The sequence below is a fragment of the Gluconobacter thailandicus F149-1 = NBRC 100600 genome (genome assembly GCF_000964465.1).
GTDB lineage: Bacteria > Pseudomonadota > Alphaproteobacteria > Acetobacterales > Acetobacteraceae > Gluconobacter > Gluconobacter thailandicus.
Window position 1 is genome coordinate 1 of record NZ_BANH01000010.1, and the last position, 12,093, is coordinate 12,093.

Sequence of the window (12,093 nt, forward strand, 5' to 3'; positions counted from 1 at the left end):
TAAGACTACCCACCGAACCCGTCAATCACAAAATCATAAAAAAACGAAAAAACTCAATTTTTATGAAATTCCCGGTACCAAGCGGCAAATTTCATAACGCCCTCTTCAAGGGAAACTCGCGGCGCCCATCCGCAAAGCCCCTTCACATCATCAAGACTGGCCCACGTCTTCTCCATATCAGCGACAGGCCGTTTCTGAAGTTCAATCCGCGCAGCCTTGCCGAGATATTTTTCCAGAAGACCAATCAGAGTGGTCACACGCTCAGGTCGATCTCCCCCCAGATTGAGAAGCCTCGCCTCGCCTCTCGCGGGCGGCAGATCCATGACATCCAGAATGCCTGCGGTGATATCATCTATATATGTGAAATCCCGCGACAGGTCGGCACCCTCGTAAAGGGTTACAGGCTTTCCCGTGCAGATCGCATCGGCAAAACCATAATACGCCATATCGGGGCGCCCCCATGCCCCATAAACAGTGAAGAACCTCAACCCTGTCTGAGGAATTCCATAAAGATACGCATAAGTGGACGCCGTAAGCTCACCCGCCCTCTTGGTAACGGCATACAAAGAGCCAGGCTCGTCTACCCGATCACCTTCCCTGAAAGGCAATGACCGGTTTCTGCCATAGACAGACGACGAAGACGCATAAACGAAGTGCTTCAGATCTTTCAGGTCTCTACAGGCTTCCAACAGGACGACCTGCCCCATGACGTTGGTCTGCACGTAGGAGTAAGGATCCACCAGCGAATACCGAACACCTGCCTGCGCGGCCAGATGGATAATAACCTCAATATCCGGATGAGTCGCCACAAGAGACTTCATTCCATCCCTGTCAGACACATCCATCTGCAGAAACGAAAAATTGGTCTGCCCCTGCAACTGCTGCAGACGCGCCTCTTTCAGAGAACGGTCGTAATAGCTGTTCAGCGTATCAACACCAACAACATCCATCCCGCGAGCGAGCAATGCGTCCGCAACATGAAACCCGATAAAGCCCGCAGCTCCAGTAACAAGAACCTTCACAGCCGTCTCAGTGCTTCAGAGCCGGACTGCTGACCGTATCACCCACCCGGATACCAAGTTCTTCCGTAACACCACCAGCAAGCTCAAGCGTGTTGGCTACAGGACCGTCGCTGCTGAGAATGGCCTCACTCAAGGGCACAGCCTTTTCAGCAATCGCATGAATATGGTTGGTAGAATCAATAAACACGATGTCCAAAGACACCAGAGTATTCCTCATCCACATATCCGACACCTGCGGGCTCGGCCAAAGAAAGAGCATGCCTTTGTCTTTCGGCAACTCCTTGCGAAACATCTCGCCGATTTCCTGCTGCCGGTATGTTTTAGCCAGCTCCACCGTAAACTGATGCTTAATCCCATCATGCGTGGTGATCGTCAGAGGGGCTGTCAGCAGAACCGGCTGTGCCTGACGGATCGGTTCCTCCGCCGCATAAGCTGAACCCGATAAACCGCCAACAACCAAACATGCAGCCACCAACACGGAACACACAGAAAGTCGCATGAAAAATCCTTTTGAAAATTTATAGACCAGCAACAAGAAACGGATTGGAGCGACGCTCTTCACCAATTGTGGTCGGCATCCCGTGCCCACACAACACCACGGTATCATCCGGCAAACTCAGCAGTTGCTGGCGAATACCAGCAATCAGGGCCTCGGAATCACCATATGCAAAATCAGTGCGCCCTACCGTCCGACGAAACAGTGTATCCCCGACGATGGCTCGACCACTGGCATGGTCAATAAAAACCACATGTCCAGGCGTATGACCCGGAAGATGCCGCACCTCAATATCGTGCCCTAGCAGCCGCAGCATCTCTCCATCTTCAAGAAACCGGTCCGGAACGACACTGACCATGCCGCTTAAACCAAAGTGGGCCGCCTGCTTCTCAATAGTGCTCAGAAGAAACGCATCCCGACGATCAGGCCCCAGAACCGGAACAGACTTCCCCTGCGCTTCAGTCAGACGTGCCCGAAGCTCATCAGCACCGCCAGCATGATCAAGATGTCCATGGGTCAGCAGGACCGCATCAACTATCAGACCATTAAGTTCCTGAAGCAGGTCATCCACATCCCCGCCCGGATCCACAACGATGGCGTGATTCCGTTCATCCCAGAGGATCGTGCAGTTCTGCCGGATCGGCGTCACAGCTACTCTTTTGACATTCAAAGGGACCACGGTTCTGTCTCCCGACCGGCCGGTTCATCCATCGTTCCCGGCGATACCGCGTCCTTCCCCCCACCACAAGGGACCGAAGGGGTGATTGACCCGCCCTCAAAGGCACATCACTCTGCACCTTTCTTCCCTCAGGATCAGGAATACACCATGAGCCGCATCATCCGCACAGAACCCAACGCCATCCTGTCCAAGGCGGTGGAATATCACGGCTTCATCTTTACGCAGGGTGTCGTCGCCAGAGATCTGTCCCAGGACATCAACGGACAGACAAAGGACGTTCTGGCCCAGTTGGATGCCATCCTCGAAGAGCACGGCACGGACAACACCCGCATTCTTCAGGCACAGATCTGGCTGAAGGACATTGCTGATCGCGATGCTCTCAACACGCACTGGTCCGCATGGCTTCAGGAAGGTCTGGCTCCTGCACGTGCCTGCGTTCAGGCAGTCATGGCTGACCCGCGCATCCTCGTAGAAATCATGCTGACAACGACCAAATAAACCGCTTTCGGTCAATAAGGCATAATTAAGGCAGAGTGCGACGCGAGAAAGATTTTCAATGGAAATGAAAATTTAACCCTCAGGAATGCATTCTGCCCTTGTCAGGGTTGCATGAAGATTGTTAGCTCCCTGTCACCCGAACGACACAAGCCAATTCAGGATCAAAAAGATCGTGACGCATAAAAGTTGCCGGAAAACTTTTTTCTCTGCCCTGGCGCTCTCAGCTGTCATGTTCTTTTCGAGTCATGCACAGGCCAAACACCTCCGTGGATCACACGGTGGTCACAGTGTCTTCCGCTCTCACCGGGCTTCCCATTCCTACCACCACCACACATTTTCTACAGCCCACGTCATTCAGTGCGTAGCCTACGCAAAAGAAGCTTCTGACGTTGTCCTGCACGGTAATGCCCGTGACTGGTGGTACAATGCTGCTGGCCGCTACGCCCGTGGCAACGCCCCTGAAGCAGGGTCAGTCCTGAACTTCCGCGCTATCCGCCGCATGCCACTGGGTCATGTGGCCGTCGTTCGTGCCGTAGAAAACAGCCGTACCATCTACATTGACCAGTCTCACTGGGCCTCCAACGGCATCGCACACAATGTGCGCGTTGTAGACGTCTCGCCCAATAATGACTGGAGCGCAGTCCGCGTCGCCCTAAATGACCGCAGCGGGCGATACGGCAGCATCTACCCCACCTACGGCTTTATCTATGGACGCCCGGATGATGGCCGTCCCGCTCCACAGGTTATGGTGGCACGCGAAAACCGGTCCACGACCTTCCGTCATCGCGCCGTTTTCCACGGTTCAAACGCTCTGGGCCATCCGATGAGCAACACGGAAGTGGCTGAAGCCCCTGACGACGCCTTCACGTCAGACGCTCCCAACCGGTCAATCCGCTAAGATTGAGCTCATAAAAAAAGCGGGGATCTACCCCGCTTTTTTGTATCCAATCCAGTGAGAGAAACTCAGTCAGGCCGCGTATCCTTATGATACGGATGATTGGAGTTGATCGCCTGGGCCCTGAAAATCTGCTCTGCAATCATGACCCGTACAAGCATGTGAGGCCACGTCATGGCCCCCAGAGAAATAACGGCATCCGCTCTCTGGATAACAGAACCATCTAGCCCTTCAGCGCCCCCTATGAGGAAATGAAGAGGACGGCCCGTTTCCTGCCACCGGGAAAGAAGGGTCGCAAACTGCAAGCTACCATGCGTTTTGCCTCCCTCATCCAGCGCAACGACAAATGCGTTGTCAGGGCAAGCGCCCAGAAGCGCACCGGCATCTTTCCGCTTCTGCTCCTGAATCGAGCCTTTGGAAGCCTGTAGCTCTGTAACAGTCAGAGCAGGACGAATCCGAGCCGCATAACGGTCAAACAGTTCCCGTTCCGGCCCGGACTTCAGACGTCCGATCGCAACAAGCTTCATTCAGCCCTGCTCTTCGTCCTTGCCCACAGCCACTTCGGATTCGCTCGAATCCAGATCAGCGCTCCACATCTTTTCGAGACCGTAGAGTTCGCGGCTTTCCGGCTTGAAGAGGTGAACAACGATGTCGCCAGCATCAAGCAGCACCCAGTCACTGCCATTGGCCCCTTCGACGAGAACACGGTTGAAGCCCTCTTCACCCAGTTTCTTCTCGATGTGATGAGCCATGGCCGCAATCTGACGGTCCGCCAGACCTGTAGCGACAACCATGCGGTCAGCAAAATTGGCGCGTCCCACCAGATCCACCACCACAATGTCTTCTGCCTTGTCTTCCTCAAGGCTCGCCGTGATGATGGAGAGCATTTTCGTCAGAACATCCGGCTGCACAGGCTCGCGCTTGACTGCTGTCTTCTTCGGACCAGCAGCAGCAGCCTTCTTGCGAGGCGTTCCCGGCACCTTGGCAGCCTCGGCCAGTGCCGCATCAGGGGTGCTGGTTTTCCGACGCGTGGTCTTGGCCTTCGGGTCGGTTGAGGTCGTCTTGGTGATGGTTTTTACTCCTGATCCGCGTCCAGACAGGTTTGCCCAGACTCGCGCAACGCTGTAGCCGATATATCGTTCTGCGGCGCAGAAAGGAACGTCCAAGCGCTTCCTTTTCTACGCCCCAGGAGAGGAGCCTCTCTCGATGGCCGCCGATTTCGACGCAAAACCGAGGCTGCTGCTCCATGCAAAGCTGGCGTCACACTCCCTGGCCGAGGCAGAATCGCGATCGGAATCATCCGCGCCAGAGCACGCCAGTTTTTCCACCGGGAAAACTGGGCCAGCCCATCCGCACCCATGAGCCAGACAAACTGCACATTCGGAAAACGCTGCTTCAACAACGCCACAGTCTTTACCGTATAACGCTGTTTCAGACGAAATTCGATATCCGTCGCACAGACCCGGCGCCCGTCCGCAAACCTCTGCGCCGATGCAAGCCGCGCCCTGAACGTCCCCATACCCTTCCGAGGCTTCAGCGGATTTCCCGGTGATACCATAAGCCAGACCTGATCCAGCCGAAGAGCACGCAAGGCACGTTGCGCCACCTGAAGATGCCCGATATGCGCCGGATTGAAAGACCCTCCCAGAAGGCCAATTCGCATCCGGCGCCCGTCCCCAAATGTCGGGATCACGGTCAGCCGCGCACCTGTCCATTGCCACGAACTTCGTAGCGATAGCAGGTCAACTGCTCGAGACCGACCGGCCCACGGGCATGCATCCGCCCTGTGGCGATACCAATCTCCGCCCCGAATCCAAACTCACCACCGTCACAGAACTGCGTGGACGCATTCCACAACACCACCGCACTGTCTGTGCCGTTCAGGAACACGGCAGCAGTTTCGGGATCTTCGGCAATGATCGCTTCCGTATGCGCACTGCCATGATGTGCAATGTGCTCCAATGCCTCTTCAACGCCATCCACAACGGCAATGGACAGAATTGAATCCAGCCACTCGGTATCAAAATCCGCCTCACTGGCCGCCGGTAAAGACGGAACAATCGCCCTAGCCGCTTCATCAGCCCGGAACGTACACCCTTTTGCAGCCAGGTCGTCCACAATCAACGGCAGCAGTGACGGAGCAATCGCCCGATCAATCAGCAGCGTCTCCGTTGCCCCACAGATCCCCGTCCGACGCATCTTGGCATCCAGCAGAACCCGACGCGCCATCTCCGAATCAGCACTGGCATGAACATATGTATGATTCAGCCCATCCGCATGCGCCAGAACAGGCACACGCGCCTCACGCTGAACGCGCTCAACCAGGGACTTCCCACCACGCGGAATAATGAGATCAACCCCATCAGCCGCCTGAAGAAGAGCCCCAACCAGCGCACGATCAGCAGACGGCAGAATCTGAACACAAGCCGGATCAAGACCCGCCTGCTCCAACCCAGAAACCATCGCAGCATGAATGGCACGCGCCGAATTCAGGCTTTCGCCCCCCCCGCGCAGAATGACGGCATTGCCCGACTTGATGCAAAGCGCCGCAGCATCAGCGCCAACATTCGGTCGGCTTTCGTAAATCATGCCAATGACGCCAAGAGGCACCGCAACCCGGCGGAACAGCAACCCGTTTGGTCGCTCCCACTCCGCCAGAATACGTCCAAGCGGGTCTGGCAGCCTGGCAACGTCTTCCAGACCCTTCGCCATAGCCTCGACCCGCTCAGCCGTCAGCGTCAGACGATCCTGGAACGCTGCCGTCCGGTCAGCAGACAGTGTGGCCAGATCCTGCTGGTTGGCCGCAACAATCGCTTCGGAATTTTCACGCAGTGCCGCAGCCGCGGCCGTAAGCGCCAGGTTCCGCGTGACCTCATCAGCCCGAGCCAGACTCCGGCTAGCCTGACGGGCCTTGTCCGTCAGGCTTTTCAGGATAGAAGCCGCGTCAGACATTGAACCGGAACAGGAGAATATCTCCGTCCTGCACAACATATTCCTTGCCTTCGATACGCAATTTCCCGGCCTCCTTGGCTCCTGCTTCACCATTGCAGGCCACATAGTCGTCAAAAGCAACCGTTTCGCAGGCAATGAAGCCACGTTCGAAGTCATTGTGAATAACGGCAGCAGCCTGAGGCGCTTTCGTTCCAGCCGTAATGGTCCAGGCACGCGCTTCCTTAGGCCCGACCGTGAAGTACGTCCTCAGACCCAGCAGGCGATAACCGGCCGCAATCACACGATCCAGGCCACTGTCGCTCAGACCAAGCCCTTCCAGGAACTCCGTACGATCTTCCTGCGGCAACTGACTGACCTCAGCCTCGATCGCCGCAGACACGATCACAACCCCAGCGCCTTCTTCCTCAGCGCGCTTGCGAACCGCCTCCGAGTGAGCGTTTCCAGTGGCCGCAGAAGCCTCCTCAACGTTGCAAACATACAGAACCGGCTTCGTCGTCAGAAGCTGAAGGCGCGCAGCCTCCTCTTCCTGGCCCTTCGGCACCGCCGTACGGGCAGGTTTACCATCACGCAGTGCCGCAATCAGCGGCTCCATCAGCTCAAGCTGAGCCTGTGCTTCGCGGTCATTTCCACGGGCGCGCTTCTGAAGGTTGATCTGGCGCTTTTCAAGGCTTTCCAGATCCGCAAGCATCAGTTCAGTCTCGATGATGTCCGCATCCCGAACCGGATCCACCCCACCTTCAACATGCGTGATGTCATCGTCTTCGAAGCAACGCAGAACATGGATGATCGCATCCGTCTCACGGATATTCGCCAGAAACTGGTTTCCCAGCCCCTCACCCTTGGACGCACCACGGACCAGACCCGCAATATCAACAAACTCAAGGCTGGTCGGAATTTCTTTCTGGGACTTGCCGATCTTCACCAGAATATCCAGCCGCGGGTCCGGCACAGCAACACGGCCCGTATTTGGTTCAATGGTGCAGAATGGGTAGTTCGCTGCCTGCGCTGCGGCTGTTTCCGTCAGGGCATTGAACAACGTGGACTTGCCAACATTGGGCAGACCAACGATGCCGCAATTGAAACCCATTGTGCTCTCCATCTTTCAGGCCGCCAGCTTGGCCAGCCCAGTCTCAAAATTCAGTCGCCCTGTGTTCGCAGAAACCGCAGAAACCCACAACCTCTTTGGCGCAGGAAACATTCTCTAGCCTATAATTCCAGCCAAATCCTGTAATGCCCGAACATGGTTCTGCAACGCACTCCGCCCCTGTGAGGTCAGAACAAGCCACGTTCGCTGACGACCACCTAAAGGAGCCTTACGCAGGCGCACATAACCCGCCTCCTGCATCTGAGCGAGATGCTTGGACAGCACGGAGTCACTCACACCCAGAAGATCCCTGGCTCGTCCGAACTCCATGTCACTCACTTTCGACAATGCCGCTGCAAGCTGCAACCGCACAGGAGGATGGATGACCGGATCAAACTGGGGAACAGCACTCACAACTCCGCCGTCATATCAGCCCGCCAGACTCTCTGCCAGAGAACACTCCCCCAACATCCAGCCAAGAAACTCGCAGCAGCAGCGACTGTCGGCAGCCAGCCCAGATGCCAGATCCACGCACCCGCCCCCGACAGCCCCATCATGCAATACAGAAACATCAGCAACCCAAATGCGATCTTCCGCGTTCGTCCGCGTCGGTAGCCGTTAACAAAATATCCCAATCGCCGACGCGCAACGGCCTAGAGGGCAGCCGTAATCGCAAAGCATTCCCCTTCAAGAGCAAACATAAACGGCCGCTCAAGGCTCATCGCGTATGTCAGCATTGCGAAAAGCCCCCCCAATGACAGGCGCATACCACAACGGACAGGTCAGTTCTTCGGTCATTTTCCCTTGAAAGGTTTCCAAGGCTGCCAGATGAACCCGCGCATCCTCACGGCCCATCACATCTTCAATTCCATAACCATCCTGCGGCATTCTATTGATTTTCCAATATGGAAAATGATGACTAATCTTTCCATATTGGAAAGACAGATCTTTATGGCACCCTTTTTGCTTTTGGTCCTCTTGATCGCCTGCATTCACCATAGCGTCCAAGGATCAAAAGACTGGAAGATTTTCCGAAACACATCAGACACTGACAAACGCCAATCGTTTTATCGAAAATGGCTTTTCCAGAGCATTCTTTTGTTCGACGCAGGAGGGCTTTTCAGCCTCCATTTTCTCTCAAACCACCCACAATGGTTTCCGCTGACTCAGCTTCGCCTCTCGCCCGGAAGCCTTCACCATTCATCACCCCCGACTGAGACGTCCCCCGCCTTTCTAGTCGGACTAGCCTGCGGAATCTTCTTCGTAATCAGTTTCTTCCTTTTGCGAAGAAAACTGGGACGAACCTCTCAAACCCTTACATTGGGAGACTTCACAGCCCTCATCCCACGCACCATCCCTGAAGCGGGCCTCGTCTTGCTGCTCTGTGTGAATGCGGGATTTGGCGAAGAACTGTTTTTCCGGCTGACCCTACCCTTGCTCGTCAAAGACATTGGCGGGAACCTCATCGCCGGAACCGTTCTTTCAACGCTTCTTTTCGGCGGAATGCACTGGTATCAGGGCAGAAAGGGCGTCCTGGCAACGACCATAATCGGCGCATTCTTCACGCTACGGGCCCTCAACGGAACACCCCTGATCTTGCTGATGGGGCTTCACGCCCTGATGGACGTCTTCGCCCTGTTTGTCAGACCAGCTCTGACCGGCCATTTCAGTAAAACCACAGTCAGGCCGTGAGCAGCGCGACTTTCGTCATGAACGCTTCATTCTCGCCCTTGGCCAGAATAGGCGCGGCATCTGCAATCGCCTCGAGCCACCGTTCCAGCTCCGGTTCTTCCGCCTTGGCGAAATTTCCCAGAACATGCCCATGCACCCGGTCCTTGTGCCCCGGATGGCCAATGCCCATCCGCACACGCCAGTAATCAGGCCCGGGAAGACAGCGATCCATTGAGCGCAGGCCATTATGCCCTGCCGCACCGCCGCCGCGTTTGATACGCAGCTTGCCAAATGCAAGATCGAGTTCATCATGGAAAACGGTGATGTCGGCCTGCGCGATCTTGAAGAACTGCGCGGCCTGCTGAACGCTGTCACCCGACAGGTTCATGTAAGTCATCGGCTTGAGGAGCAGGATTTTCTGCCCCCCAAGAACACCCTCGGAAGTCTCCCCCCGAAAGCGCTTGCGCCACGGGGAAAACCCGTGACGCCTGGCGATTTCATCAACCGCCATAAAGCCGATGTTATGTCGATGACGGCTCATCCCCGGCTCGGGGTTGCCGAGACCGGTCCAGAGCCTCATGACTTACTTCTTCTTTGCGCCCGGCTTTGCAGCGGCTTCAGCAGCGGCAGCAGCCTTCGCAGCAGCTTCAGCTTCCATCTCTGCATCGATGGTCGGCGGAGCAACGGAAGCGATCACGATATCCGTAGCCTGACCACCCGTCAGAGCAACGCCTTCGGTGCCCTTCAGGTCAGCCCAGCGAACGCTGTCATGAATATCCAGAGCGCTCAGGTCAGCCGTGAAGTGCTCAGGAATGTTGGCCGGATCAGCAGCAACGTCAACATAATGACGGACAACGTTCAGAACGCCACCGCGCTTGATGCCCGGAGCCTTTTCTTCGCCTGTGAAGACGATGGAGACTTCAACGTGAACCTTCGTGCCAGCGGAAACGCGCTGGAAGTCCACATGGATCGGAGCATCGGAAACCGGGTGCAGCTGCACGTCGCGGATCAGGGCTGCAACCGGCTCTGCGCCTTCCGCTGCCAGATTGTACACGCGGGAGGACCAGCCACCACGGTGCAGTTCCTTCATGATCACGCGCGGATCAAGAGCAATGATGGAAGGCTCCTGCTTGCCACCATAGATTACTGCCGGAACCAGCCCGGCACGTCTCGTTGCGCGCGCTGCCCCCTTACCAGCCTTCGCGCGCGTCGAGACAGCAAGTGTCGTCAATTTAGCCACTGTTACGCTCCTGCGTATTGAATTTCGTTAACCACGCAGACCTCCAGGGGTGCCTGCGCGAGCGGCGGAGTAGCGGAAAACTGCGCTCAACACAACCTTTTTCCCGGATTCCATCATCCTCATAACCAGCGCCGCCATGGCTGGACCCTCCCCCAAACCGCCGGATAGTCTGTCGCACGTCCCATAGCTGCCCCCGTCACAGAGAATCCATGAGCATCGCCCAACGCCTCGAACACCTGCCCTTCACCCCTTTCCACCGTCGGCTCCTGATCCTTGGTGGCTGCGGATACATGTTCGACGGTCTGGACTCCGCCATCGTTGCTTTCACCCTCCCGGTTCTGAAAACGGAATGGCACCTGTCCGGCCCGGCCCTGGGCGTTCTGGGGAGCGCCACCTATCTGGGATATGGCCTCGGCTCCCTGCTGGCCGGATGGTGGGCTGACAGATCGGGCCGCCGCTCCGTTATGATGAGCGCCCTCGCGCTCTACGCCATCGGGTCCCTTCTTTCGGCAGTCTCCGGCACATTCAGCAGCTTCTTCAGTGCCCGTCTTCTCGCTGGACTGGGCGCCGGCGCAGAAGCCACGATCATCGCCCCCTATCTGAGCGAATTCGTCTCATCCCGTTATCGCGGCGCCTTCACGGCCAGCCTGACCGGCTTCTATTCTTTCGGTTACGTTGCCGCCGCCATTCTAGGCTTCATGATCGTCCCTTCGTCACCGGATGGCTGGCGATGGGCCCTCGTTGCCACAGCACTACCCGTCCTGATGCTCCTCTGGTGGCGACGTACCCTTCCCGAGTCTCCAAGATGGCTCGATCAGCAGGGGCGAACGCACGAAGCCTGCCGAATTGTCGGAACCATAGAACAAAGCGCCGGACTAGCCGCCGGTCTTTCGACAACCCCCGATACAACCAGAACAACAAACCGCCCTCTGAGCGACCTTTTCGCCCCCGGCCTCAGACGCTCCACATTCATGAGCTGGGTCATGTGGCTAAGCATCACCTTCTGCTTCTACGCGTTCTTCACCTGGATCCCGACGCTCATGATCGAGCGCGGCATGACCGTGACCCGCAGCTTTGCCTACGCCATCTCGATCTACACAGCACAACTTCCCGGATACCTGGCCTCGGCCTTCTGCACGGAACGTCTCGGCCGACGCGCCACGGTCGCTACCTTCATGGTCGGTGGCGGGATCAGTGCCATCGGCATGGCCGCAAGCCAGACACCCACCCAGGTCCTGCTCTTCGGAATCCTGCTGTCCATGTTCATGAACGGAACCTACGGCGGCATCTACGCCTACACCCCCGAACTCTTCCCGACATCCCTGCGCGGAAGAGGCATAGGACTGGCCTCTGCAATTGCCCGTCTGGGCGCCATCTCATCGCCCATCCTGATTGGCTGGATTTACCCGAAAGCCGGTTTCCCCGGTGTCTTCGGCCTCACAACCTGCGTCCTGCTCATTGGGGCAAGTATCACCCTGCTCTTCGGCCCCAAAACAGAAAAACGCCCGCTCGATCAGGAGCAGGCGTTCTACTGAAATCCAGAATTTTAGCCCCGG

General features: G+C 56.8%; 15 protein-coding genes. 4 read left to right on the forward strand and 11 right to left on the reverse strand.

Annotated elements, in window-relative coordinates; translation table 11 throughout:
- Positions 1-53: 53 nt before the first annotated feature.
- From B7444_RS03495 to B7444_RS03505, 3 genes are read right to left on the reverse strand one after another with little or no spacing between them, the layout of a single operon-like run.
- Entirely contained in the window at positions 54-1,022 is a 969-nt protein-coding gene (locus B7444_RS03495; protein ID WP_007284287.1) for an SDR family NAD(P)-dependent oxidoreductase, read from the reverse strand.
- A 7-nt stretch (positions 1,023-1,029) separates the two neighbouring features.
- The gene (locus tag B7444_RS03500; protein ID WP_186810585.1) at positions 1,030-1,521 is read right to left on the reverse strand and encodes a DUF192 domain-containing protein; all 492 of its coding nucleotides are present in this window, start codon (positions 1,519-1,521) and stop codon (positions 1,030-1,032) included.
- Positions 1,522-1,540: 19 nt separating this feature from the next.
- Positions 1,541-2,197: an MBL fold metallo-hydrolase gene (locus B7444_RS03505; protein WP_231502852.1), complete on the reverse strand. Its 657-nt coding sequence runs from the start codon at positions 2,195-2,197 to the stop codon at positions 1,541-1,543.
- A gap of 147 nt (positions 2,198-2,344) precedes the next feature.
- Here B7444_RS03505 and B7444_RS03510 point away from each other — a divergent pair, with 147 nt between their 5' ends.
- Positions 2,345-2,695 carry a RidA family protein gene (locus B7444_RS03510; protein WP_035729675.1) on the forward strand — a complete coding sequence of 117 codons (351 nt, stop codon included), beginning with the start codon at positions 2,345-2,347 and terminating at the stop codon, positions 2,693-2,695.
- Between the two features lie 172 nt (positions 2,696-2,867).
- On the forward strand, positions 2,868-3,593 hold the full coding sequence (locus B7444_RS03515; protein ID WP_007284283.1) for a CHAP domain-containing protein: 726 nt from the start codon (positions 2,868-2,870) through the stop codon (positions 3,591-3,593).
- Between the two features lie 65 nt (positions 3,594-3,658).
- Here B7444_RS03515 and B7444_RS03520 read toward each other — a convergent pair whose 3' ends face one another.
- From B7444_RS03520 to B7444_RS03545, 6 genes are all read right to left on the reverse strand, one after another.
- Entirely contained in the window at positions 3,659-4,117 is a 459-nt protein-coding gene (locus B7444_RS03520) for a 23S rRNA (pseudouridine(1915)-N(3))-methyltransferase RlmH (RefSeq protein WP_007284282.1), read from the reverse strand.
- Positions 4,118-4,570 carry a ribosome silencing factor gene (rsfS, locus tag B7444_RS03525; protein WP_007284281.1) on the reverse strand — a complete coding sequence of 151 codons (453 nt, stop codon included), beginning with the start codon at positions 4,568-4,570 and terminating at the stop codon, positions 4,118-4,120.
- Positions 4,571-4,665: 95 nt separating this feature from the next.
- Complete coding sequence (locus tag B7444_RS03530; RefSeq protein ID WP_231502853.1) at positions 4,666-5,253, reverse strand: nicotinate-nucleotide adenylyltransferase; 588 nt, start codon at positions 5,251-5,253, stop codon at positions 4,666-4,668.
- A gap of 32 nt (positions 5,254-5,285) precedes the next feature.
- Complete coding sequence (locus B7444_RS03535; protein ID WP_007284279.1) at positions 5,286-6,542, reverse strand: glutamate-5-semialdehyde dehydrogenase; 1,257 nt, start codon at positions 6,540-6,542, stop codon at positions 5,286-5,288.
- On the reverse strand, positions 6,535-7,629 hold the full coding sequence (gene ychF / locus B7444_RS03540) for a redox-regulated ATPase YchF (RefSeq protein WP_007284278.1): 1,095 nt from the start codon (positions 7,627-7,629) through the stop codon (positions 6,535-6,537). Before ychF ends, B7444_RS03535 begins: the two co-directional genes overlap by 8 nt.
- Before the next feature lie 114 nt (positions 7,630-7,743).
- Complete coding sequence (locus B7444_RS03545) at positions 7,744-8,040, reverse strand: transcriptional regulator (protein ID WP_007284276.1); 297 nt, start codon at positions 8,038-8,040, stop codon at positions 7,744-7,746.
- Between the two features lie 414 nt (positions 8,041-8,454).
- Between B7444_RS03545 and B7444_RS17075 the strand changes: the two genes are divergently transcribed.
- On the forward strand, positions 8,455-9,318 hold the full coding sequence (locus B7444_RS17075) for a CPBP family intramembrane glutamic endopeptidase (protein ID WP_231502851.1): 864 nt from the start codon (positions 8,455-8,457) through the stop codon (positions 9,316-9,318).
- Here B7444_RS17075 and pth read toward each other — a convergent pair.
- Positions 9,308-9,877 carry an aminoacyl-tRNA hydrolase gene (pth, locus tag B7444_RS03560; RefSeq protein ID WP_007284272.1) on the reverse strand — a complete coding sequence of 190 codons (570 nt, stop codon included), beginning with the start codon at positions 9,875-9,877 and terminating at the stop codon, positions 9,308-9,310. The genes B7444_RS17075 and pth overlap by 11 nt on opposite strands.
- Positions 9,878-9,880: 3 nt before the next feature.
- Positions 9,881-10,537, reverse strand: a complete 657-nt coding sequence (locus tag B7444_RS03565) for a 50S ribosomal protein L25/general stress protein Ctc (protein ID WP_035729674.1) — start codon at positions 10,535-10,537, stop codon at positions 9,881-9,883.
- Between the two features lie 209 nt (positions 10,538-10,746).
- Here B7444_RS03565 and B7444_RS03570 point away from each other — a divergent pair, with 209 nt between their 5' ends.
- The gene (locus B7444_RS03570; protein ID WP_007284270.1) at positions 10,747-12,072 is read left to right on the forward strand and encodes an MFS transporter; all 1,326 of its coding nucleotides are present in this window, start codon (positions 10,747-10,749) and stop codon (positions 12,070-12,072) included.
- Positions 12,073-12,093 lie beyond the last annotated feature (21 nt).

Coding starts and splice junctions, on each gene's coding strand:
- pth (WP_007284272.1), bottom strand. CDS start 9,877: ATGAGGCTCTGGACCGGTCTCGGCAACCCCGAGCCGGGGATGAGCCGT.
- B7444_RS03570 (WP_007284270.1), top strand. CDS start 10,747: ATGAGCATCGCCCAACGCCTCGAACACCTGCCCTTCACCCCTTTCCAC.
- B7444_RS03510 (WP_035729675.1), top strand. CDS start 2,345: ATGAGCCGCATCATCCGCACAGAACCCAACGCCATCCTGTCCAAGGCG.
- B7444_RS03500 (WP_186810585.1), bottom strand. CDS start 1,521: ATGCGACTTTCTGTGTGTTCCGTGTTGGTGGCTGCATGTTTGGTTGTT.
- B7444_RS03530 (WP_231502853.1), bottom strand. CDS start 5,253: ATGCGAATTGGCCTTCTGGGAGGGTCTTTCAATCCGGCGCATATCGGG.
- ychF (WP_007284278.1), bottom strand. CDS start 7,629: ATGGGTTTCAATTGCGGCATCGTTGGTCTGCCCAATGTTGGCAAGTCC.
- B7444_RS03520 (WP_007284282.1), bottom strand. CDS start 4,117: ATGAAGCTTGTTGCGATCGGACGTCTGAAGTCCGGGCCGGAACGGGAA.
- B7444_RS03535 (WP_007284279.1), bottom strand. CDS start 6,542: ATGTCTGACGCGGCTTCTATCCTGAAAAGCCTGACGGACAAGGCCCGT.
- B7444_RS17075 (WP_231502851.1), top strand. CDS start 8,455: ATGAACCCGCGCATCCTCACGGCCCATCACATCTTCAATTCCATAACC.